We start from the raw sequence: 23,598 nt of genomic DNA on the forward strand, positions 1-23,598 counted from the left end.
CAAACCCTCAGGCAGCGCGTAACCAGGACGTACGGAGCCGGGCCCCCCGCCCATGATGGGTCACCACAGAGCAGCGTACATCAGGGCACCCAGAATGCCCCCGATAACCGGCCCAACCACCGGCACCCAGGCATAGCCCCAATCCGAATCGCCCTTACCGGCGATGGGAAGCAGGGCGTGTGCGATCCGTGGCCCAAGGTCGCGTGCCGGGTTAATTGCGTAACCCGTAGGCCCACCGAGCGACAGGCCTATGGACCACACCAGGAAGCCGACAAGAAGCGGCCCCAGCCCGCTGGTCAAAGCGTTATGCGTATCCAGGATCGTCAGCACGCCCAGGACCAGCATGGAGGTGCCGATTATCTCGGTGAGCAAGTTAAGGGGATAGTTCCGAATCGCTGGTGCAGTGCAAAAAACGGCACGCTTTAATCCCTTATCTTCCGTCTCGGCCCAGTGGGGGAGATAAGTTAGCCAAACGATGACACCACCCAGGAACGCTCCGAGCATCTGGGCGAGGATATACGCGGGAACACTGGACCAGGGGAATTTGCCTATAGCCGCAAGCCCGATGGTCACAGCGGGGTTGATGTGCGCGCCGCTTATCCACCCAACCGCGTAGACTGCCACCATCACCGCAAGTCCCCACCCTGTGGTTATGACGATCCAGCCCGAATTCTGGCCTTTCGACCTGCTGAGCAGAACATTGGCAACAACTCCGTCACCCAGGATTATCAGAATCATCGTGCCAATGAGCTCAGCGACGAACGTGGACATCCTGCTCCCTCCCTCCCTCCATTACGTGCCGCAGGACACCACCGTGCCCAGTACCCTATGCCAGAGTGCCCCTCACCCCCTTCCCCACGGCGCACCCTCGGCTGGTGTGTTCTTCGCACTCCGGCACCGCGCACCTCTATACAGGTGTGACCCGTTTCTGGACAGATTTAACCTGTACGGACCGGGAGAAGGGTGAGGCGCCAGACCGTCAACCGCTTCCCGGGCCACCCTCCGAGAACAACCGCCGGTAAGCGCGGGGAGAAATCCCCTGCACTCGCCTAAAAACTCGCGCGAAATAGTTTGGATCTCTGTAACCTACCTCAAATGCCACCTCAGCAATGCTGAGGCCAGTGCGGGCAAGCAACTCCTTCGCTTTCGCCACCCGTACGTTGGTGACGTAGGTCATAAACGGGATTCCCGTGTACGCCTTGAATACTCTGCAGAAATACTGCGGCTGCAGAAACACGGATCTCGCGATCGCTCTTGTCGTGATCGGGTCGGCATAGTGCTCCCTAACGTAGGCCATGGCGTCGAGCACAGCCCTGGTTGCCGTGACACCGATTGACCGGTGTTGACGCTGATATAGGCCCTCTCCGGTGGGCTTCCTCAAAGAGACGGGGTTTCTCGCCGCACCGTGCCCCGCTAGCCGCGCATCTCCAAGAACTGGTCGCCCCATGCTCCTGGAACTACGCCCAGGGTACAGGCGGGCCCGCCCCCTGGGTGTCTCTCGCCGCCCACCAGGCAGATCGCCTTCTGCGAAACCGCTTTCGACAAGGGCCTTTAGCTTCGCCACCGCTAACGACGAGTCAGACCCGCTGGCCGCGATGGCAATCACGTGCCCCTTCCGCACATCGAGCTGAGACAACGCATTGAGGCTCTTTGCGTTCACTGTGCACGTATTACGCGTGAGACTGCGCACCCACACGGTGGCCTGAAATTGCGATGCCATACGCACAAAAGCGGCTGCCGCCATCGCATGAAGCCCGAGGGGATGAGACACGGTGACCACAGTCTCAACGTCCGGGATCACCCCGCCCGTAAGAGCTGGGTCCCCACACCCACCCACCCCGAGCTGAACCAGTTTGGGCGCTAAGGCCCCTCTCGCTTCGGCGGCCGCCTCCTCAAGCGTAGCACCGGCGGCAATTTGAGCAGCAGCTGCCACGGCCCCTTCAACCAGAGGCGCTTCGCAGAGCAATACGCGGGCCCGTCGGTCGCTCGGAAGTTCTTCGAGCACCATTTCTGTCGTAATGATCGCACTCCCCAAATCCACGAGCACCAGGGTGCCCTCGCTGGCCTGGGCCCGGTCCAGCGCCGTGCGCACCGAGTCAGGAGTAGTACCCAGGGTTGTCGCGTCAACAGCGCCGGCGGTGAGCACATTCACCCTTCCCCGGGTCACCTGTTCGACCAGCTCGCGCACCCCTTCGGCGAGTTTCGCACTATGCGAAACGATCACCAGGCTCACCATGCTAACAGCCCCCAGCAGTGGCAACCAAGGCGGCCCCCTCCCATGCCCGGAACCGCCCATCGCGCAGGACTCCTTGCGGCCCGAACACGTGAGACCACAGCGTCCTCCGCGAACTTGCCCGGCAGTACCTTGCCCCGTGAACCGAACCAGTTTTCCCTGCCGATGAGGTGCGCCTGATTAACTATTTCCACATGCCTGGCTCTTTTCCTCCGTTTGTACGTGGTGGTGATTGCCGGCTCCGGTTAGACCGCCCTCGGCCAGAAAAGAAGGGGCACCTGTTCAAGGGCGCCCCCGGTCTGCACGCGTCAATTATCGCACGGAGCAAATGTGGTTACTTGCCTCCCGGATGCACCTCCGGCGCGTTCTTCGCTGCCCAGTCCTTGTCCCTGGCAGCATGGCATTGCAGGCAGGCGAAGTCCAGGGTTACGTACTCCCGTGCGAATTTGCCATCTTCGGTAAACATGCTCTGGCTGGGGTCAGTATTGATGCGGAACAGGTGGGTGCGTACGTCACCCTTGTTGGGGCCCAACACGGCCGCCGACCTGGTAGCGAACGGCATGTGGCAGTCCACACACTCGACTCCCGAGCGTTGCATTACGCTACCAGAATAGGCCGTTGCTACGTCAGAGTGGCAATCAACACAGGTCTTCCGGATCGAGAACTCCGCTTTCTTGTGCGGGTCGTGGCAGGCGACACAATCGAGGCCCGCATGCGGGCTGGCCAGTAGTTCGTTGTACTGTTCGTGATGCTGGATGAACCCGTTGCTGGCCGGTATCTTCCCCGGGTCGCCGCGGACATGACACCTGCCACACAGGCTGGCTGACCTGTCCACCTTAACCGCAGACTTATCGCCGCCCCGGATGACGTGATCAGCAGCCGGCCCGTGGCACCCCTCGCACTGGATCCCCGGGAAAACCCAGCTGCCAGTGATCCCGGGCCGGCCATCCTGGTTCCCTTCCTTGGTGTAGCCCGTGGTATGACAGCTACCGCAGCCGTACGCCTTCTTCGTGCCGGCTTCGTAGTCCGACCATCGACCGGTCATCAGGTTGTACTGGTTCCGGCCGGCCTGACCTCCGGCAGCGGTGATGATGTACCCGTCCTTGTCCAGGTAGCGTGCCTTCCACTTATAGCCTCCCACCACGTAAGAAATGTCCTTCCAGCTGTAGCCCGATGGGAGGGGTATCTGCGCTTTCATGGCCTCTGCAGCCGGACGGAGCTTGTACCCGTGCCCGGCCACCCTGAAATCGTTGTACTCCCTGGCGTGACACGAAACGCATGACTCAGTGCCTGCGTATTTGAGGGCATCGGCCAGGGGACTCGTGGAGACCCGCACCGTGTACAGCGCCTCATCCCATCCGACCTGGGCGCCCACACCTTCGCTGACGAAACGCAGCGGCACCAGCACCCGGCCCGCCACGACCTGCGCCGGCACGTCCAGGGCTACCGTTTTCCCATTGAGGACAGCCTGCTTTTTCCCGACGGTGAGTTCAAGCTTTCGTTCACCCTTCACCACACTGACCTTTCTGGTGTCCGGGTTCCACAGCACTTCAGCCCCTAGGGCCTCAAACAGAACCCGCAGGGGCACCAGGGTCCGCCCGTTCACCACGACTGCCTCGCTCGGTTCCAATCGCTTCCCGTCGACGTACACAGTGACCGGCAGGGATACTGACTTGGCAGGCAGTTGCGACGCGTCCGGGCTGGGCTTGCCGGCCGCTGGCTTGCTGGTCGGATCTCCGGGGAACGTGAGCGCCTTGATCTCGACCAGGTTGCTGAATCCATCCCCATCGGAATCGTTGGCCTCGACCCTGGTGTACTGCATGCCCACCCTGGCCAGGTCGTTCCCGTAAGCATTGAGCTTCAAATCCGGTGTGTGGCAGGTAACACAGGCAGCCAAACGGGAGCCCTTCACCCCGGGATACGCCTCTGCGAAGGAGCCCACGTAGGCGGATTTCCCGAGTACAACCGGGGTGCCTAGAGCTGTCATCAAGAGCACCGCCGCGAGGATAGCAATGGCCCTTCTCACTCCTCTCTCCCCTCCTTTCGTGAACGCTATCACTTGGCAAGAATTTAACCGGGCAACCATGATTATCCTTCCTTGCTACTATTTTGCTTCTCAATAACCCATAATGGTCCGTTATATCGTCCGCAATGCGCGGGCCCTACCCGCGGCGCCGGGCCGCAACAAAATGCGAAGCGGGCCGCACCGGAGAACTGCTGGCCCCGGCACGCCCCGCTCACCGGGCGTGTGGACACGGCGGGCAAGGGGCGCTCCGCACCCCGCCCGCCCTGTGCAACATAGGCCTTCCTGACATCTTCCTCTTCCGGGGGGCACCAGGGAGCCGCCGATCCCCCCGCGGCCGCCCTCAGTAATTCTCCGCCGCAGGCTCGTAGAAGGCACGCGGGTGGGCGCAGGCCGGGCATACCTCGGGTGCTTCCGTCCCCTCGAACACGTAACCGCAGTTACGGCAGCGCCAGCGAATGGGCTGTGCACGGCGGAATACCGTGCCCTCCTTCACCCGGGCCAGAAGCTGGCGGTAGCGCTGCTCGTGAGCCTCCTCCACCCTGGCCACTTCTTCGAACAACCAGGCTATCTCCTCGAACCCCTCCTGGCGGGCCTCCCGGGCAAAGTCCCGGTACATGGTGGTCCACTCGTAGTTTTCTCCCTGCGCCGCCGCTTCCAGGTTGGCCGCAGTATCGCCGATCAGGCCCAGGGCCCTCGCCCACAGCTTGGCGTGTTCCTTTTCGTTCTCCGCCGTCTCCAAGAAAATGGCAGCAATCTGTTCGAAACCTTCCTTCCTGGCCACCGACGCGAAGAACGTGTAGCGCGAACGGGCCTCCGACTCCCCGACAAGGCATTGCCGCCTCCTGCCAAGCACCGCGCCGGCACATTCCGCTGCGGATGCCTCACGGACCGCGTTCGGGTATGCCCACCATATTTTTTGGTGCTGACAAAGGAATTTTGGAGGCGAACGGCGAATATGTTGATTCGGCATCCGCTGGTACGGAGCAACGGGGGTGATGGGAGTGTGCCAGCTCGTCGACCCGGAGAGGTCGCCCCTGGTCCCTGTGCTAAAGGCCCTTCACGGGACGCTGGGGTCGTGCTTCGAAGGGGTACTCCACGATCTGAGCGATCCCGAACGGTCTCTGGTGTACATCGTGGGCAACGTCACCGGACGGTCGGTCGGAGCTCCCGTTACCGACCTCGTCCTCAGGGCCCTGCGTACGTATGGGGATGCAGCCCCTGACCTGGTGGGTTACGAGACGCGCACCCGGGATGGGCGGCGCCTCAAGTCAAGCACGGTTTTCCTGCGTGATCCCGACTCGGGGAAAATCGTGGGTTGCCTGTGCCTCAACGTAGATCTCACCAGGTTCGACCTGGCCGCTGCCACACTCCAGGAGCTGGCCTCCACTTCCAGCCCCGACGCAGTGCTGTTCGCGGAAGGCCAGCCGGGCGAGAAGGTCGAGACATTTGCGGGAACCGTCGAGGAAGTGCTGGCCCAGCTGGTGGAGCAGGCCCTGGCCAGAATGGGCAAGCCCGTTCCCATGATGGATCGGGAAGACAAGCTCCGGGTGGTGCAGCAGCTTGACCGCAGGGGAGCGTTCCTCATCCGGGGGGCAGTGGAGTATGTGGCCAGCATGCTGGGGGTATCGAAGTACACCGTCTATTCATACCTGGAGGAGTCCCGGGTCCCCAGGGGGGAGTCGTTCCTCAAGTAGCTATGCCGGGGAAATGTGCCGGGTGAGGAGGGGTATCGATCATGCCCAGTTTTGCCACGCACCTGGAATGCGCGCGTTGCGGTAGCGTTCACGACCTCACGCACGAGCAGCATCTCTGCCCGTGCGGTGGTCCCCTTCTGGTGAGGTACGACCTCCAGGGGATCAAGAAGGCGGTCGGGAAGGAGGGCCTGGCGGGACGGGAGGCGTCCCTATGGCGGTACCGGGAATTCCTCCCCGTGGAGGATGACTCGCGGGTCGTGACCATGGGAGAAGGGTGGACTCCCCTTTTGCCCCTGCGCCGCTGGGGGGCAAAGCGCGGCTTCAGTCGCGTGTATCTCAAGGATGAGGGTCGCAATCCAACCGGGACATTCAAGAGCCGGGGCGCCGCTGTGGGGGTCACCAGGGCGCTGGAACTCGGCGCCCGGGATATCGCCATGCCCACCGCAGGAAATGCGGGGGGCGCCTGGTCGCTGTACGCGGCCCGCGCGGGGCTGCGGGCCCACATAGCCATGCCCAAGGACGCTCCCGTCGGCGCTGTGAAAGAATGCGTGATGGCAGGTGCTCGGGTATACCTCATCGATGGCCTCATTTCCGACGCGGGTAAGTTCATCGCCCGCGGGATAGCGAAGCACGGGTGGTACGATGCCTCCACGCTCAAAGAGCCATACCGCATTGAGGGCAAGAAGACGATGGGCCTTGAGCTGGCCGAGCAGTTCGGGTGGAACCTGCCCGACGTGGTGCTGTACCCGTGCGGCGGCGGTGTGGGCTTGATCGGGATGTGGAAGGCCTTCGATGAGCTCGAAGAGGTGGGATGGATCGGGAGAAAGCGGCCTCGCCTGGTGGCGGTGCAGGCCGAGGGATGCGCTCCCATCGTGAAGGCGTTTGAAGAGGGGAAGGCGGAGTCGGAGTTCTTTGCCGGTGCGCAGACCATTGCCGGGGGCATCCGGGTGCCCAAGGCACTGGGGGACTTCCTGGTCCTGCGCGCCGTCCGCGAAACGGGCGGGGCCGCCGTCGCGGTCAGCGATGCGGAGCTACTGCGAGCCATGCGGGAGCTGGCTGAAGAGGAGGGACTCTTCATATGCCCCGAGGGAGCCGCAACGCTGGCTGGTCTTGTGCACATGAGGGATGCCGGGCTGGTGGACCCGGACGAGCGCATCGTGCTGTTTAACACCGGCAGCGGCCTGAAGTACACCGATCTCGTCGAGACCGATCTGCCGGTTCTGTCCGGTGACTCCGGACCCGAATAACTGCGGGGGGTGCTACGGTGGCAAGGGAGCTCGTTTGCACTGAGAATGCGCCGATACCTGTGGGCCCCTACTCGCAGGCGGCGATCAGCGGGGGGTTCGTGTGCACGGCCGGCCAGCTGGGGCTTGACCCCACAACGGGCAAGCTGGTTGGCCCCGGCGTGGAAGAGCAGACGGAGAGGGCCTTGCTGAACCTGAAGGCCATCCTGGAAGCAGCGGGTAGTTCCCTCGATATGGTGGTCAAGGTGACGGTTTTCCTGGCAGATATGAGCCTGTTCGGGGCCATGAACGGGGTGTACCAGCGCTTCTTCGGAGCCGCTCCCCCGGCGCGCACCTGCGTGGCGGTGGCGGCGCTGCCCATGGGGGCGCTGGTGGAAGTCGAGGCCATTGCGGTAAAGGTCGATGGCCAGGAGGGGTCCGCATGACGGTCCGGCCCAAAGACAAGGTGGTGGGCATCCTGGGGGGCATGGGCCCGGCGGCGACGCTGGACCTGCTGAGTAAGGTGCTCCGGCACACACCGGCCACCAGAGACCAGGAGCACCTCCGGATCCTGGTCGACATCAACCCCAAGGTCCCGGACCGAGTTGCGGCCATCCTGGAGGGAGGAGAAGACCCTGGTCCGGTGCTCGTGGAGATGGCCCGGGGGCTGGAGCGTATGGGGGCCGGGTTGCTGGCCATTGCCTGCAACACTGCCCACTACTGGTGGCAGGCCACTCAGGAGGCCGTCGGGGTACCGGTCCTCCACATGATCCGGGAAACCGTCCGCTACCTGGAAGGGCTGGATCCCGTGCCCCGCACGGCCGGGCTACTGGCGAGCAACGCCGTGGTCAGGGTGGGGCTCTACCAGGAAGCCTTGCGGGATGCGGGCATAGAGGTTGTGGTTCCGAGCGACCCTGCCCAGGAGCGGGTGATGAGGGTGATCTGGGGCGTGAAAGGAGGGGAGGATCCCGGGAGCCTGCAATCTCTGCTGCGATCTGTAGCGGACGAAGTAGTCACGCGCGGTGCCCAGTGCGTAATAGCCGGTTGCACGGAGATTCCCATCGTACTGCCCTTTGTCGGAAACCTCGGAGTTCCCGTGGTGGATGCCACTGACGTGCTGGCGCGCGCCATAGTGCGGGAGGCCATGGCAGTAAAGGAAGAATGCCAGCGGTAAGGGGGAAAGGAGGTCGTGGGGGAGATGAACGGCAAGGTTCGGTTTCCGCTGACCGCGCAGATATTCGTAGGCATGGTCCTGGGTATCATCGTCGGCGGCGTGATCGGCCCGCCTGCCGGGTCGATCAAATTCATCGGTGATATATTCATCAAACTCCTGCAGGTGGTAGTCATCCCGCTTATCTTTCTCGTGCTGGCGACAGGTACCGCCAGTCTGGGTGACCCCCGCAAGATAGGGCGGCTGGGGGGCAAAGTGCTCCTCATCTACGAGTTCACCTCGTTGATTGCAATCACGCTGGGGCTCCTGCTGGCCAACCTGATCCAACCGGGCAAGGGCCTGCCCCAGCCCCCACCGGGGGCGGTAAAGCCGCCCACGCCCATGGGCGGGCTCCAGTTGTTCATGTCCATCTTTCCCTCCAACCCCATCGACGCCATGGCCCGGGGCGACACCATGCAGGTGGTGGTGTTCGCCATCCTGTTTGGAGTGGCGCTGGGCATGGCGGGTGAGCGTGCCAGGGGTGTGATGAGGGCCCTTGAGCAACTGAACGAGGTGTTCCTGCACCTCGTCCGGATAGTGGTGAGCCTGGCACCCTTCGGGGTGTTCGCCCTCATGGCATGGACCACCGGGACCATGGGCTTGCGTGTGCTCCTGCCGTTGGGGAAGTACCTGTTCGGTATTGCCCTGGCGTGCCTGTTCATGATCTTCATCGTGAGCGGGCTTCTCGTGCGCTTTGTGGCCAAGCTCAGCGTGGTACAGTTCTTCCGTCATTCGTGGAACTACATGCTGGTGGCTTTCAGCACATGCAGCGCGGCGGCTGCCCTGCCTCTGGAGTTCCAGGCGGCGCAGAAGATGGGTATACGGCGCGAGATCTACAACTTCACCCTGCCGCTGGGCGCCATGAACCAGGACGGCACTGCCCTGTACCAGGCCATGGCGGCAGTCCTGATAGCGCAGTTCTTCGGCATCGACCTGACCTTCGCCCAGCAGTTCTTCGTCCTGCTGCTAGCCCTGCTGGCCTCTTCGGGCACTTTTGCCGTCCCCGGGGCGGGTCTGGTTACCCTGATGATCGTCCTGCGGGGTCTCGGGCTGCCCCTGGAAGGGATTGCCCTGGTGGCCGGTGTGGACCGCATAGCGGACATGTTCCGGACTACGCTGAACGTGGTCGACGACATGGCCTGCACGCTGGCGGTGGCTGCCACGGAGAAGGCGGTAAACCCCGACGTGTTCTACGGCCGCCAGCCGGAATGACCGGGCGCCGCACTACGCCAGTCTAGCATGGCCTGCAGGAGCAGGCCAGCGCACGAACTCGCGGCCCGCACACCGGAAACGTGTGCGGGCCGCGCGGTTTGTGGTAAATTCGTGCTGTCGGGCTCAGGCCGCTCCTGCGCGGAGGCCTTCGGGTTCCACGCCGCGGCCGCGGGGACGGCAGCCGTCAAGAGGTGGAGGTCCAGCCGACATAACGTGGTCGAGGCACATTCTCCGGTGACCCTGGACATAACTGACCTGAATCACCGGGGCGAGGGTGTGGGGCGCTGGCAGGGCATGACGGTATTCGTGCGGGGAGCTTTCCCCGGCGACCGGGTGCGGGCTGTGGTGCTGGAAACCAGGAAGAGTTATGCCCGTGCTCGCCTCCAGGACGTGCTCATCCCGTCTCCCCACCGGGTGCCCGCCCCCTGCCCTGTGGCCGGGGTTTGTGGCGGGTGTCAACTACAGGGTCTGGCATATCCCGCGCAACTGGCCTGGAAACAGCGTTACGTCCGGGAAGTCCTGCGGCGTATCGGCGGTCTGGATGTCGAAGTGGCTCCTGCCGCCGGAATGGACCATCCCTGGGGTTACCGCAACAAAGCTCAGTTCCCGCTCGGCACGCGAGGCGGGAAGCTGGTGGCCGGTTGTTTTGAGCCCGGTACACATGACATCGTCGAAATCGACCGGTGTGCTCTGCAGCATGAAGCCAACAACCGGGCTCTGGCGGCCGCCCGCAGTCTCCTGGAAGAGTTGCGCATTCCCGTTTACGACGAGCTGGCAGACCGCGGTTTCGCCCGTCACCTGGTTACGCGGGTGGGGGCCCGGACGGAAGAAATCATGGGGGTTGTGGTCACCCGTTACTGGCGACCCCGCGGGGCAGTGTGGCCCGGTGCTTTCCCCGGGCGGTGGATGGGTGCCGTCCCGGGTCTGGTTTCCGTCTATCAGAACCTGAACCCGCGACGGACCAACGTGATCATGGGCGAGGAGGACAGGTTGCTGCTGGGCAAGCCCGTCATCGAAGACCGGTTACTGGGGCTTACCTTCCGGATCTCTCCGCATTCCTTTTATCAGGTAAATCCCCACCAGGCGGAGGTGATGTACACCCTGGTGCGAAACTGGGCCGGGCTCGGAGAAAGCGAGCTGGCTCTCGACGTTTACTGCGGCGTGGGGACCATCGCCCTGGTACTCGCCGCCCAGGGGGCGCAGGTGGTGGGGATCGAGGAAGTGGCCGCCGCGGTACAGGATGCCCGGGAGAACGCCCGGGCCAACGGGCTCGACCACGTGCAGTTCGTGTGCGGAAAGGCCGAAGACGTGCTCCCCGGCCTCATGGAAAAGCGCCTTCCGCAGGTGGTGGTGCTCGATCCGCCCCGACAGGGAGTGGCCAGGACAGTGCTGGAAGCGCTCCTGAAGGCGGGGCCACCGCGCGTCATATACGTGTCCTGCGCGCCCGCCACCCTGGCCCGCGACCTGGCGGTGCTGGTACAGGGCGGATACCGCGTTCTCGCGGTCCAGCCCGTGGACATGTTTCCCCAGACCGCTCACGTCGAGTCTGTGGCACGGCTGGAAAAGGGCTGAGCCTGGCGGCAGGTGGGCACCCCGCCCTGCTGCTGCCGGACATGTGCCGGAAGGCTTCCGGCAGTGCGCTCACCTGCTCCCCAGCCACCGGTCAAACCAGTCCAGCACCCGCTGCACGTAGTCCACCCGGTAGCTCGGCTTCCCCTGGTGAACGAACAGATGGTTGCTGTCAGGGTACCGAACCAGCTGGGCCTCCTTACCGAGCTGACGCAGTGCAACGTAAAACTGTTCTGCCTGTTCGATGGGGCAACGTTCGTCCTTTTCCCCGTGGAGCAAAAGCACCGGCGTTTTCACCCGCTCCACGTGCAGCAGTGCGGCGAACCTCAACAGCCGCTCGGGATCGCGCCAGGGAACCCCGCCCAACTCTTCGCGGAGGAACACGTAGCTGATGTCCGAGGACCCGTACATGCTGAGGGGATTGCACACGGAGCCCCCACTGACTGCGGCCCGGAACCGGTCGGTCCGGGTGATGGCCCAGTTCGTCATGAAGCCGCCATAGCTGTAACCCGCTATGCCCAGACGTTCCGGATCAGCCACGCCCAGTTCCACCACGTGGTCCACCCCGGCAAGGATGTCCCCGAAGTCTTTACCGCCCCAGTCACCCTGGCAGCGCAAAGAGAAATCCGTGCCGTATGTCTGGCTGCCCCGCGGATTGGTGTAAAGTACAGCGTAGCCCCGCGCCGCCAGGCACTGAAACTGGTGGTAATAACCGTAGCCGTATGCACCGTGGGGGCCACCGTGGACAAAAACCACCAGCGGGTATCTCTTACCCGCTTCGAAGCCCAGGGGACGTAACAGGTAACCTTCGATGGGCAGCCCATCGGCCCCCGGGAAACACAGCAGTTCGGGCGAACCCAGCTCCATCTCCGAGAAAATATCACCGTTGACGTCGGTAAGTTGCTTCTCTTCGCCAGACGGACTTGAGTAGTACACTTCCGCAGCCCGCTCCGGCGTAGTCACGGTGTAGGCAAAAGATCCGTCCGCCCCGGCCGAGAAGCCAGTGAGCACCCGCCTATCGCCCGGTACGCGGACTTCCGTTGCCCCGCTCCGAACGTCCACCCGCAGCAGGCCACACCGGCCCCGGTCCGAGGCCAGGAAGAAAATGCCCGTCCCGTCCGCATCCCACACCGCAGCGGGCACACCATCGGCCGCCCCCACGTCGCCTGCACCCATGGGCATGGGCGGCCTGTCCAGTGCCGCGGTGACACATTCCGCGCCCCGGCGCTCGACATCAATGACCCACACGCCCGGCGTCCGCCCCACCCACGTCTCGCCCCGCACACCCACGTATGCAATCCTGTTCCCATCAGGCGACCAGGAGGGCACCGCCGGCATCAAACCCGCAAAACCCTCCGCTACGCAAATCCCCTCGCCCGTATCAACATCGAACACCCACAGGTCCATGCACGGCGTATGGTCACGGTTCGCCCCCGGTCTCACAGCAACAGCTATGCGTCTTCCATCAGGAGACCAGGCAGGCACTCCCTGCACATGCACTCCCGACGTCACCTGCCGCGGCTCTCCACCCGCGATGGGAACCACAAATACTTGCGCCGTCTCGGGCCCCAGCACGCCCGCACCATCCAGCTTGTGAAGTAGCCGCGTGCACACGATGGGCCCCCGGCCTTTGGCGGACGACGCCGGTCGCGTCTCACCAGCTCCCAGGGCAGCAATGGCCACGGCCCTCCCGTCCGGTGCCACCGACGGTGCCGAACAAACCCCCCTCAGGCCGGTGGTGACGGGATACGCTTCCCCTCCCCCCATCGGCAAGTACCAGATCTGGTCACTGCCGGTCCTGTCCGACAGGAAGACCAGGCCGCTCCCGTCGGGAAGCCACCGCGGGCAACGGTCCCTGTTCTCGCCTCGCGTCAACCTGCGCACGCGCCCGGTTTCTGTGTCGGCCACCCATAACGCTGACTTGTACCCGTCCGCAGCCTCATCTATTTGGGTCACAGTGAAAGCAACCGCGCCCCCTCCCGGGCGCAGTTGCGGGTCGGAAACGACGCTGATCCTGTAAATGTCCTCCGGACACGGCCGTCTCTTTGAACGAGGCATGGCTGTTCAACCCCCGCAAAGTCATTTTCGGCGGAAAAGGCTCCCACCGTCAGGACGTTCACGTTTTCATCTTGGGATCAAGAGCATCCCGTAGACCGTCGCCCAGCAAGTTGAACGCCAGCACGGTGATCGTAATCGCCAGCCCCGGAAAAAGGGCAATGTGCGGCGCTCTCCTCATGTATTGCCTGCCCGCGTTGAGGATGGAGCCCCAACTTGCGGTCGGCGGCTGGGCCCCGAAGCCCAAGAAGCTCAGGCTGCTCTCGATCAGGATCGCCCCCGCCACATTCAGGGTAGCCAGGACAATCACAGGGGCCAGGCAGTTCGGCACGATGTGCTTCAAGATTATGAGCAGGTTGCTGCCCCCAAGCGCGCGGGCTGCCTCCACGAATTCTCGCGATCGAAGGGAGAGAACCGATCCCCGCGTGACCCGGGCATACCCCGACCAGTGCGTCAGGCCGATGACAAGCATGACCGTCGTCAAGCTAGGACCCACAGCCGCGACGATAGCGATTATGAGCAAGAACTCGGGCACCGACATCAACACATCGACTATGCGCATGATCACATTGTCTACGACCCCGCCGTAATAACCCCCCAGCGCCCCCAGAAACACGCCGACCACCAGCGATATCCCGGCAGCGATAAAGCCCACGGTAAGGGAAACGCGCGTTCCGTACATGACGCGGCTCAGCACGTCCCGGCCCAGCTCATCAAGACCCATGGGATGCGCCGCGCTCGGCAGCTCCAAACGCCGCGCCGGGTCCACCGCGTAGGGGTCATAGGGGGCCAGGAATGGTGCGAAAATGGCGACAATGTACAGCAAGATGATGATTACTGCCCCAGCAAGTGCCAGCCTATGCCGGCGGAACTTGCGCCACACCACCTGCCCCCAGCTCATGCTGGGGCGTTCGCGTGCCCCCACCGTCACCGCCTGGATACCATCACTTGGCATGCCTGCACCCCTCACACACGTAGAAAGTCTAGTCGTAGCGAATGCGCGGATCCAGGAAGCAGTACAGGATGTCAACGATGAGGTTCGCCATGACTATCATGGCAGCCGAAAGGAGTACCACTCCCTGTACCACGAAGTAATCCCGGCTGTACAATGAGTTGATGGCCAACCGCCCGATTCCCGGCCAGGCGAAGATGTGTTCTACGATGAAGGAACCGCTCATGATGTAGGCCAGCCGGAAGCCCATCAGGGTGACCACCGGGATAGCGGCATTCTTCAGGACATGCTTGTAAACCACCACTCGTTCCGCCAGGCCCTTGGCTCGCGCCGTGCGGACATAGTCCTGGTTCAAAGCCTCCAGCATCGCGGAGCGCGTCATGCGGGCGAGCCCGGCCGCCTGAGCCGTGCCCAACGTTATGGAGGGCAAGACGTAGTGTTTCCAGGTCCCCATCCCGAACACGGGGAAAATGCCCAGGGTGAGGCTGAAGGTAATGATGAGCATCAGGCCCACCCAGAAGTTCGGCATGGACAATCCCAGCAAGGCGACGACCGTGCCCGCGTGATCCAGGAACGTGTACTGCTTGAGGGCGGAATATATCCCCACCGGTATAGCAATCACCAGCGCCAGCGCATAGGCAGCCAGATTCAGCTTGATGGTGTTGGGCAGCCGCGCCAGGATCATGTCCGACACGCGCTCTCTGGTCGTGAAGGAAATGCCGAAATCAAGCCTGGCAGCCCGCCGGAGCCAGGTGAAGTACTGGACGTACACCGGCTGGTCAAAGCCCCATTCCTTCCGGATAGCCTCCACCACCTGTGGCGGCGCATCAAGCCCGGCAACCATCATGACCGGATCGCCGGGTGTCATATGCATGAGCGAGAACACAAGTACGGATACGCCCAGCATGAGGAACACGGCAATGAGCAGTCTTTTGACAGCGTATTGACCAAGACTCAATGTCACATCGCCCCTGAAAGGAGGGGTGAGCGCGCGCGTGCGCTCACCCCTCCCTTAAATCACTTACCCGCCTGCGTGTCCCAGACGCGGTGGATATACTGCAGCTGCCCGAACGGCTCCTGCGTCATCCCCTTGAAGCGAGAGCTGCACACGTTCACATGCCGGCTGTGCCACAGGAATATCACAGCCACGTCCTCTGCCACGATCTTCTGGTATTCATCGTAAATGGCCTTGCGCTGATCCGGATCAATGGTCGTCCGGCCCTTTTCCAGCAGCTCGTCGACCCTGGGGTTGGAGTAGTTGCCCAAGTCGAACCCGCCCTTGGAATGGAAGATGGTGTGGTGGTCGGGGTCGGGGCTGGCTCCAAACTGGATCAGCGTCACGTCCCAGTTGTCGCGGGTCTTGGTCAGGGCGTCAAGCATCAAGCTCCATTCTCTCTCGCGGATGGTCATTTCGATACCAACGTCCTTCAGCCACTTCTGGATAAGCGTGCCCACGTTTCGGCGCAGCTCATCCCCCTGCTTTATCATCAGCTCGATCTTGAACGGCTTGCCGTCCTTTTCCAGCACCCCGTCGTTGTTCGAGTCAGCCCAGCCGGCAGCCGCCAGCAGCTCCTTCGCCTTGGCCGGGTTGTATGAGAACTTGGGCACATCCGGGGAGTAATAACGCCCATACGCCTCCGAATACGGCCCGTGCGCCACGACGCCCGTGTAGGGCACCAGGTTTTTCACGATGGCTTCCTTGTCGATGGCGTAGGCGATGGCCTGGCGCACCCGAACATCCTTGAAGAAAGGATGCCAGTGGTTGAGCCCGAAGAAGTGGAAATCAGTGCGCAAAGCCCAATAAAGGGTGAACTTGGGATCCTTCTCCAGCCTGGGAATCTCCTCTTCCGGTGTAGCCCACCAGTTGTAATGGGCTTCACCCTTCTCGAGCGCCATGAGCCGCACTGAGGGTTCCGGAATGTTGACGAACACCAGCTGGTCGAGGTACGGCTTGCCCTCGAAGTAGTCGTCGAACCGCTCCAGAACCACCTTCTCCTCTGGAACCCGTTCCTTGAACTTAAACGGTCCTGTTCCCAGTGGCGCCTCGTTGTACTTCTCAAGCCCGATCTTTTCCACATGGTGCTTGCAAACGATGGGCTGCGTGGCAATCTTGTCGAGGAACGGGGCAAACGGCTCCTTCGTGATCACCCGCACGGTATAAGGGTCGACCACCTCGACTTTGTCGACCAGGGCGAAATCGGAGCGCCGGACCGACTTGGTCTTGGGATCCATGATCAGATCGTACGTGTACTTCACGTCCTCGGCGGTAAACTCGGTCCCGTCGTGCCACTTAATACCCTTGCGAAGGTAGAACGTCCAGACCAGGTTGTCGCTGGACACTTCCCACCTCTCCGCCATCATCGGCACGAGACCGGTGCCGCGGTACATGGCCAGGGGCCTGTGGATGATCCCGCTGACCGTGTTAGAAGCACCGTCAGTCGCCAGGAATGGACACAGCTGGGTAACGTCGGCATACTGGGCAATGACAAAGGTGCCTCCATACTTGGGCTCCTCAGCCGCAGGAGCCTCCGGGGCAGACGGCCCAGCGCTTCTCTTGCCCGCGCAACCCGAAAGGCTCACCAGCATAACAACGGCGAGTAAAGCCACAGCCACCCTTCTCAACATAAAAACCTTCCCCCCTTTACAGCAAATGACAGGACCTCTTGTCTGCATATTATCTGCTGCTTCTCCCACCCGCCCGAGCTCTCGCCCTCCCTTCACCCGGCCCGATGCCTCAAGCTATTTCGATGCGGGGGGCAACAGCTCCTTCTTTTTTGTCATATCACAAACCGCCCTCTCGCCCCCGTAGACCCCCACGGCCCGCCCTGGACGGCGAGGCAGGGCAACTCACTCAATGGATTACCGGCGGAGTAACCATGACATAGATACCCATTAGCACGAGGCCGGCGATCGTTACGACCACCCATGCCATTAGATCGCCCGAGCACATTCCGCGGCGCCTCAAGGTCACCGCCCTCCTCACCAAGGATTCGTCCTGGCCAGCCCCAGCGAGAAGTACCAGAAAAGCCATGCGGCTAGAGCAATGGTTAACTCCAGCACATCATGGGCACGCCCTCGCGGCCGCCGCCAGGCCCAGAAGCCCGTGCTCAGGCAACTGGCCAATACCACGGCGACAAGGTCATCACGCAGACCTGCCGGCCGCGAAAGCAGCTCCACAAAGACGGAAGGCGCCCACAGCCGTAGCACTGCCACCCATACACCCATAAGGACGCTCAGGGTGATCCAGCGGGGCTCTGCACTCACAACCCTTAGCCTGGATAGGGCAAACACGAGCACCAGGCTTCCAATGAGCAACCCCACGTTTACCAGCGTCTGCATCAGACCCAGCGCTAAAACGCTGGCCAACCTGAGGGGGATGCCAACAAGGACGTGACCCTCGGTGAGTCCCACCAGATTCCACCTGGTTATCCGGGCGCCCGCTTTCGTATGCATGTATACCACATCGTAAGCACCCTGCCGGTCCACCGACAGAGCCAAAAAATGATGATGGCCGTCCCGGTCCCGGGCAACCGCCGGATAGAAACATCCCGGTAAGTGCCGCGTCAGCGCCACGGGCTGCTTCGACCGGACATCCGGGAGAAAGTAACACATGGCCCTCGCAGGTCTACCCTCGGCCCGGCCCCAGGCCAGGGTTGCTCCCTCGCCCGGTAGAGCCATAATCTGGGGGTTGAGGCACTTTCCTCCCTGGACCAGCCACGGATCTCGCAGGCAGCAGCCAGACTCATCGACCTCGATAAACCACAAGCCTTCCCTGCGAGACGGCTCTTCCGCGGGAGATCCCACCAGCACGACCCAGAACCCGCCCGATGGCGTCGCCGCGACGGAAAAGGACTCGCCTCCGTCCGGGGCATAATAGTCCAGCAGCTTCCTCGGTTCGCCCCCGGCCAGCGGTCGGCCATGCAGCGAGTGGTAGTTCGCAACTTTCCTCTCGGCCCAGAACACCCACGGCTCCCGACCCACAGCCAGTTGCGAAAGTACACATGGCTCAGACGGGACATGCAACCAGGTCGGCTCACCAATGCGACCGCCGTCGATGGTGCTACCTCTCAAGGCCAGTTTGCCGCCACTACTGTCACACCACACAAGCCGAACCAGATTCCGGAAAACAGCAACCCGTGGGCTGATCATCGTAAGTGGGGTTTCGGCCACGGGACGGACGCGGAATCCCGATCCCGCCTCGGCTGCAGCGTAGTACAGGCGGGTCATCGAACCCACACGCGCTGTAAACACGATGTGCACCACCCCGGGCACTGCAGCCAGGGCTACTTCCCTCGCCTCTCCGGGCTCCCTCCACACCCACTCCGCCTGCAAGTGGGCTTCGCCCGGGCCCAGGCAACCGTAGCGGATCCCGACGCCCTGCTCATGGTCTTCCAGCCAGGCCAGGTGAATTGACCGGCCCTCACCATCGATACACACGGCCAGGTCCTGGGAAAAACGGGATGCCTTCCCCAGAACCGCCACCTCAGACCAGCCGACGGGCCACCCGTAGGGAGCGGCCCGGGCCGCACCGCCCCACAGGCAGATCACGGCCAGGAGTAAGACTATGGGAACACAGCGACGCAACGCCCTCACCGGTTACTCCCCACCACCGCGCCATCTTTACTCCGCACCCCCCGGCGAATCCTGCCGCCCGCGTTCTGCCGTGGTGGTGGGACCGACCCGGTGAGTCAGGAGCGGGCGAGGGCCTCCCTGACCAGTTGGGGGACTTCCCAGGGGAGGGAGGCCACCCGGGCCCCTGCCTGTTGCAGGGCAGCCACCTTGCCCTCGAATGTGCCCCGGCCCCGCTCGATGATGGCACCGGCGTGGCCCATGCGCTTGCCGGGCGGGGCTGACTTTCCGGCCAGGTAGGCCACCACCGGCTTGGACATGGTCCGGATGTACTCGGCGGCCTCCTCCTCGGCAGTGCCGCCGATTTCCCCTACCAGCACCACAACCCTGGTCTCGTCGTCCCGCGAGAATAACTCGAGCAGGTCCACGAACGACAGCCCCACCACGCGGTCGCCGCCCATGCCCACCACCGTGGACTGGCCCAATCCCGCCGCGGAAAGAGCAGCCGCCACCTCGTAAGATAGGGTGCCACTGCGGGCCGCAATCCCCACCGGGCCCGGCGTGTAAATGCCACCGGGCATGATCCCGAGCTTGGTCCGGCCGGGAGATATGATTCCAAAGGTGTTGGGCCCCACCACCGTGGCACCCCGGAAGGAGGCAAAGGCCATGACTTGCATGGCGTCGTGCACCGGGATATGCTCCGTGATCATCACCAGCAGCTTGATACCGGCCTCCAGGGCTTCGAAGGCCGCGTCCCTGGCGAACGGGGCCGGGACAAAGATCACCGAGGCGTTGGCGCCATGGCCGGCCACAGCTTCTTCCACGGTGTCATAAACGGGAACCCCGTGCACCTCGCGGCCTCCCCTTCCCGGAGATGTGCCCGCCACCACACGGGTACCGTAATCGAGCATCTGGCGGGTATGAAATGCCCCCTGGTTTCCCGTGATCCCCTGCACCAGTACCCTGGTAGCGCCGTCAACCAGAATTCCCACTGTCTGCTCCACCTACCCCCGCTGCCCAGCCCGGGCCAGCTCGACCGCCCGAGCGGCAGCCTCCTCCATGTGGCGAAGCACGGCTATGCCCTCTTCCTGCAGCACCCTGGTCGCCTGCTCCTCGTTGGTACCCACCAGGCGCACGACAAGGGGCACGCTGAAGCCCATATCCCTCTTGACCCGCACGATCGCCCGGGCCACCTCATCGCAGCGGGTGATGCCTCCGAAGATGTTGATCAGCATCACACGGGGCCTGGTCTGCAGCAACGCTTCCATGGCGCAGGACATCAGGTCTGCCGCCGCTCCCCCACCCGCGTCCAGAAAGTTGGCCGGCCGGCCCCCGTAACGGGCCAGCACGTCCAGCGTGGCCATGGTTATACCCGCCCCGTTGGCCATCACCGCGATGTCTCCGTCCAGCTGCACGAAGGAAAGCCCCAGGCTCTTCACCCGCCGTTCCAGCTCGGTGCCCTCTTCCACCCGGGGCAGGTCGGGCTGACGGTACAGGGCCTCGTCGTCCACGCTCAGGCGGGCATCCGCCGCCACCAGGCGCCGCCCGCCGCCGGGGCCCACCCCACCCGGCGCTTCCACGACCGCCAGGGGGTTGATCTCCACCAGTTCCGCATCGCAGTGGCGGAACACACCCCAGAGGCGCAGGGCAACATCCTCGAACTGGCGGGCCAGGGGACCATCCAGGCCCAGGCGACGGGCCACAAGCCTCCCCACATAAGGCTGCATCCCCCAGGTGATGTCCAGGGGCTTCCTAACGATGGCCCGCTCGGGAACCTCCTCGATGTCCATTCCCCCGTGGGCGGAAGCTATGAGCAGGGGACGGCGGGCGCTTCCCTCCACCGCTATTCCGAGGTACAGTTCCTTTTCGATGGTCAGCTTCTGCTCCGCCAGGAGCCTCTCCACCCGGTACCCGCGCAGTTCGGTGCCCAGCAGGCGGGCTGCTGCTTCCCGGGCCTCCCCGGGGGTGTGGGCGAAGGCGATGCCGCCCGCCTTGCCCCGCGCCCCCGCCAGGATCTGTGACTTTATGGCCACGGGGCCCAATTCCCGGCACGCCTTTTCAGCCTCCTCCGGCGAGCAGCACACCCGACCTTCGGGCACCGGGATCCCGGCCCGGCGGAAAACCTCTTTAGCCATGTACTCGAAGAACTTCACGGCTCATCCCCCGTCCCGCCGTTCCCGCTACCCGGACCCCTATCGCCATTCCCGCCCTCAGGGCCCTGCGGTTGAGATCCTCGGTCTGCCTGGGAACCCGCGCGAGAACGGCCTGTTCGAGCGGTCCCGGTGGAACAATTTCCGTCACGGCGGCCAGCACCCCCAGCGCCACTATGTTGGCCGCTATATCGCGCCCCACTTCCTCGCGGGCAATGCGGGTCATCGGGACCCGCAGCACCCGATACGGCCCCGGGGGTACGTCCCCGACCAGGTCGCCGTCGGCCAGCAACAGGCCGCCCTCCTTCAGGCTGCCAGCGTATCGCCCGCACGCCACCTGGGTCATCACCAGCAGCAGGTCGGGACGCGTCACCTTGGGGTAGTCGATGTCTTCATCGGAGATGATCACCTCGGCCCGGGCAGCACCTCCGCGAGACTCGGGCCCGTATGACTGTGTCTGGACCACGTTCCAGCCGGCCCGCACCGCCGCATCCGCCAGGATTATCCCGGCGGTAATCAGGCCCTGTCCCCCCGACCCGGCCAGGCGCACTTCCCACCTCGTCACCGCGACTCACCTCCCGCCGCCAGGCGGGCGACCAGGTCCAGATAAGAGCGGGTGTACTCGGGCACACCCTCGTCCCGGTGGAACTCACCGATTACCACCCGCCCCCTGAGTTCCTCGGGGTCCATGCGCTGGGCCTGCGCCAGCGTGACCGCCCGCTCCCGGTACCATTGCAGCATCTTCACGGGATCGCCCATCCGGTTGCCACGCCCGAAATAAGTCGGGCACTGGCTGAGAACCTCCACGAAGGCAAACCCATGGTGCCGGAGCGCCCGTGCCACGTACTCGATCGTCTGGTGGATGTGGTAGGTGGTGCTGCGCGCCACGTAACTCGCCCCCGCCGCCTGTACCACGCGACACAGGTCGAACTCCCGCTCGAGGTGTCCGTACGGCGCCGTGGATGCCCTCGCGCCGGTGGGCGTGAGCGGGGAATACTGGCCGCTCGTCATACCGTAAATCCCGTTGTTGAAGCAAACGCAGGTGATGCCTATATTCCGACGGGCGGCGTGGATGAGGTGATTCCCTCCGATAGCCGCCAGGTCGCCGTCGCCGGCCAGAACTATCACCGTCAGGTCGGGGCGAGCCAGTTTGATGCCGGTGGCGAAAGCCAGCGCCCGGCCGTGGGTGGTGTGCAGGGCATCCATGTCCAGGTAACCCACCGCCCGGGACGAACACCCGATCCCGGACACCGCCACCGCCCGATCCTGGTCAAGGCCGATCCTGTCCATGGCCCGGATCACCGCCCCCAGCACTATGCCGTGGCCACATCCCGCGCACCACAGGTGCGGTAACCGTTCGCGCCGCACGTAGCACAACCCCTGCATCTACACGCCCTCCAGCACGTCGAGCAACTCGTCCGGACGGATGAGCTGCGAATCCACCCTGCTGTATCCCACCACGCGGCAGCGCCCGCCCGCCGCCCGCTCCACCTCGCCCACCAGCTGGCCAAGGTTCATCTCGGGCACGATCATCACCGAGGCCCCGGCGGCGACGGACTCCACTTCCTCGCGCGGGAAAGGCCACAGGGTGGCCAAGCGCAACAGGCCGGCCCGTTTCCCCATCTCCCGGGCCATGCGCACCGCCCTCAGGGCCGAGCGCGCCACGGACCCGTACGCCACCAGAACCACGTCGGCGTCCTCCAGGTACCACCGTTCCACAAGGGTCAGTTCGCGACGCCGCTTTTCCACCTTGGCACACAGCCTTCTGATGAACTTATCCGCTACCTCCGGATTCTCCGTCCAGAACCCGGCGTCATCGTGGTACAGTCCCGTCACCATTACCCGCCTGCCCTCTCCGAACCGCACCAGGGGGGGCACCTCCCCGCCGCACGGCTGCTGGCCCGGATCCAGGATGCCGGGGTCGGGCAGGACCACCCGCTCGCGCATGTGCCCCACCACCTCGTCGGACAGGAGCACCACCGGCACCCGCAGTTCATCCGCCACGGCAAAGGCTCTCACCGTGAGGGTGTATGTCTCCAGGACCGAGCAGGGGCAGAACACCACTACCGGGTGGTCACCGTGGGTTCCCCACCGCGCCTGCATCACGTCCCCCTGGGCGGGGGAGGTGGGCATCCCCGTCGAGGGACCCACCCGCTGCACGTTGACCACCACGCAGGGCGTCTCCGTGACGGCGGCATACCCCAGGTTCTCCTGTTTGAGGGAAAACCCCGGCCCCGAAGTGGCAGTCATCGCGCGCATGCCGGCCAGAGAGGCCCCGACCACGGCAGCCATACTGGCTATCTCATCTTCCATCTGGATGAACCTGCCCCCCACCCGGGGCAACCGTTCCGCCAGCATCTCGGCGATCTCCGTGGAAGGGGTGATGGGGTACCCGGCGAAAAAGCGCAGACCTGCCTGCAGGGCCCCCTGGACACATGCCTCGTTACCCTGCATGAGACGCGGCTCGGGCATGGTCGGCCGTCACCTCCTTTTCGACCACTTCCACGGCAAAGTCCGGGCACCTCAGCTCACAGAGCAGGCACATCGTACAGGCGTCCAGGTTAGCCGCCCGGGGAAGGCCTCCCGGGCCTGCTTCCAGGACCCTCCCCGGGCAGAAGGCGATGCAGATCCCGCACCGTTTGCACCACGATGGGGTGACCCTGATTTCCGCCGCTGCTTTCCTGCCCACCGAACCGCCTCCTGAA

The 23,598-nt window shown here is 63.8% G+C and carries 21 protein-coding genes; 6 read left to right on the plus strand and 15 right to left on the minus strand.

Annotated features, from left to right (window positions below; all coding sequences use genetic code 11):
- Positions 1 to 60: 60 nt before the first annotated feature.
- The 4 genes from AB1446_11945 to rbr all read right to left on the minus strand — a co-directional run bounded on the left by AB1446_11945 (position 61) and on the right by rbr (position 5,112).
- The gene (locus AB1446_11945) at positions 61 to 771 is read right to left on the minus strand and encodes an MIP/aquaporin family protein (GenBank protein MEW6547604.1); all 711 of its coding nucleotides are present in this window, start codon (positions 769 to 771) and stop codon (positions 61 to 63) included.
- 208 nt (positions 772 to 979) lie between these two features.
- A complete protein-coding gene (gene dhaM / locus AB1446_11950; GenBank protein ID MEW6547605.1) occupies positions 980 to 2,260 on the minus strand; it encodes a dihydroxyacetone kinase phosphoryl donor subunit DhaM in 1,281 nt (426 codons plus the stop codon).
- A gap of 307 nt (positions 2,261 to 2,567) precedes the next feature.
- On the minus strand, positions 2,568 to 4,259 hold the full coding sequence (locus tag AB1446_11955) for a stalk domain-containing protein (protein MEW6547606.1): 1,692 nt from the start codon (positions 4,257 to 4,259) through the stop codon (positions 2,568 to 2,570).
- Positions 4,260 to 4,599: 340 nt separating this feature from the next.
- Positions 4,600 to 5,112 carry a rubrerythrin gene (gene rbr, locus AB1446_11960; protein ID MEW6547607.1) on the minus strand — a complete coding sequence of 171 codons (513 nt, stop codon included), beginning with the start codon at positions 5,110 to 5,112 and terminating at the stop codon, positions 4,600 to 4,602.
- A 148-nt stretch (positions 5,113 to 5,260) separates the two neighbouring features.
- On the opposite strand from rbr, the gene AB1446_11965 reads away from it, so the two are divergent.
- From AB1446_11965 to rlmD, 6 genes are all read left to right on the plus strand, one after another.
- The gene (locus AB1446_11965; protein MEW6547608.1) at positions 5,261 to 5,953 is read left to right on the plus strand and encodes a PAS domain-containing protein; all 693 of its coding nucleotides are present in this window, start codon (positions 5,261 to 5,263) and stop codon (positions 5,951 to 5,953) included.
- A gap of 41 nt (positions 5,954 to 5,994) precedes the next feature.
- Entirely contained in the window at positions 5,995 to 7,200 is a 1,206-nt protein-coding gene (locus tag AB1446_11970) for a threonine synthase (protein MEW6547609.1), read from the plus strand.
- A 17-nt stretch (positions 7,201 to 7,217) separates the two neighbouring features.
- Complete coding sequence (locus tag AB1446_11975) at positions 7,218 to 7,622, plus strand: RidA family protein (GenBank protein ID MEW6547610.1); 405 nt, start codon at positions 7,218 to 7,220, stop codon at positions 7,620 to 7,622.
- Positions 7,619 to 8,350 carry an amino acid racemase gene (locus AB1446_11980; GenBank protein MEW6547611.1) on the plus strand — a complete coding sequence of 244 codons (732 nt, stop codon included), beginning with the start codon at positions 7,619 to 7,621 and terminating at the stop codon, positions 8,348 to 8,350. Before AB1446_11975 ends, AB1446_11980 begins: the two co-directional genes overlap by 4 nt.
- A gap of 24 nt (positions 8,351 to 8,374) precedes the next feature.
- A complete protein-coding gene (locus AB1446_11985) occupies positions 8,375 to 9,598 on the plus strand; it encodes a dicarboxylate/amino acid:cation symporter (GenBank protein ID MEW6547612.1) in 1,224 nt (407 codons plus the stop codon).
- A gap of 213 nt (positions 9,599 to 9,811) precedes the next feature.
- On the plus strand, positions 9,812 to 11,170 hold the full coding sequence (gene rlmD, locus AB1446_11990) for a 23S rRNA (uracil(1939)-C(5))-methyltransferase RlmD (protein ID MEW6547613.1): 1,359 nt from the start codon (positions 9,812 to 9,814) through the stop codon (positions 11,168 to 11,170).
- A gap of 69 nt (positions 11,171 to 11,239) precedes the next feature.
- Here the strand turns inward: rlmD and AB1446_11995 are convergent, their stop codons facing one another.
- The 11 genes from AB1446_11995 to AB1446_12045 form a co-directional block, all read right to left on the minus strand.
- Positions 11,240 to 13,225: a S9 family peptidase gene (locus tag AB1446_11995; protein ID MEW6547614.1), complete on the minus strand. Its 1,986-nt coding sequence runs from the start codon at positions 13,223 to 13,225 to the stop codon at positions 11,240 to 11,242.
- A 58-nt stretch (positions 13,226 to 13,283) separates the two neighbouring features.
- A complete protein-coding gene (locus AB1446_12000; protein ID MEW6547615.1) occupies positions 13,284 to 14,177 on the minus strand; it encodes an ABC transporter permease in 894 nt (297 codons plus the stop codon).
- Positions 14,178 to 14,205: 28 nt separating this feature from the next.
- Positions 14,206 to 15,132, minus strand: coding sequence for a nickel ABC transporter permease (gene nikB / locus AB1446_12005; protein ID MEW6547616.1), 927 nt, complete (start codon positions 15,130 to 15,132; stop codon positions 14,206 to 14,208).
- Between the two features lie 59 nt (positions 15,133 to 15,191).
- Positions 15,192 to 16,787, minus strand: coding sequence for an ABC transporter substrate-binding protein (locus tag AB1446_12010; protein MEW6547617.1), 1,596 nt, complete (start codon positions 16,785 to 16,787; stop codon positions 15,192 to 15,194).
- A gap of 366 nt (positions 16,788 to 17,153) precedes the next feature.
- Positions 17,154 to 18,767: a hypothetical protein gene (locus AB1446_12015; protein ID MEW6547618.1), complete on the minus strand. Its 1,614-nt coding sequence runs from the start codon at positions 18,765 to 18,767 to the stop codon at positions 17,154 to 17,156.
- Positions 18,768 to 18,862: 95 nt separating this feature from the next.
- Positions 18,863 to 19,735 (minus strand): succinate--CoA ligase subunit alpha, encoded by an 873-nt coding sequence (gene sucD, locus AB1446_12020; GenBank protein MEW6547619.1) that lies wholly within the window; start codon positions 19,733 to 19,735, stop codon positions 18,863 to 18,865.
- Between the two features lie 12 nt (positions 19,736 to 19,747).
- Positions 19,748 to 20,896, minus strand: coding sequence for an ADP-forming succinate--CoA ligase subunit beta (gene sucC / locus AB1446_12025; protein ID MEW6547620.1), 1,149 nt, complete (start codon positions 20,894 to 20,896; stop codon positions 19,748 to 19,750).
- The gene (locus tag AB1446_12030; protein MEW6547621.1) at positions 20,871 to 21,458 is read right to left on the minus strand and encodes a 2-oxoacid:acceptor oxidoreductase family protein; all 588 of its coding nucleotides are present in this window, start codon (positions 21,456 to 21,458) and stop codon (positions 20,871 to 20,873) included. The genes sucC and AB1446_12030 overlap by 26 nt, the downstream gene beginning before the upstream one ends.
- On the minus strand, positions 21,455 to 22,279 hold the full coding sequence (locus AB1446_12035) for a 2-oxoacid:ferredoxin oxidoreductase subunit beta (GenBank protein ID MEW6547622.1): 825 nt from the start codon (positions 22,277 to 22,279) through the stop codon (positions 21,455 to 21,457). Before AB1446_12035 ends, AB1446_12030 begins: the two co-directional genes overlap by 4 nt.
- Complete coding sequence (locus tag AB1446_12040) at positions 22,280 to 23,365, minus strand: 2-oxoacid:acceptor oxidoreductase subunit alpha (protein ID MEW6547623.1); 1,086 nt, start codon at positions 23,363 to 23,365, stop codon at positions 22,280 to 22,282.
- On the minus strand, positions 23,337 to 23,582 hold the full coding sequence (locus AB1446_12045) for a 4Fe-4S dicluster domain-containing protein (GenBank protein ID MEW6547624.1): 246 nt from the start codon (positions 23,580 to 23,582) through the stop codon (positions 23,337 to 23,339). Before AB1446_12045 ends, AB1446_12040 begins: the two co-directional genes overlap by 29 nt.
- Between the last annotated feature and the right edge of the window lie 16 nt (positions 23,583 to 23,598).

The sequence above is a fragment of the Bacillota bacterium genome, assembly GCA_040757085.1.
Classification (GTDB): Bacteria; Bacillota; Sulfobacillia; order JACIYH01; family JACIYH01; genus JACIYH01.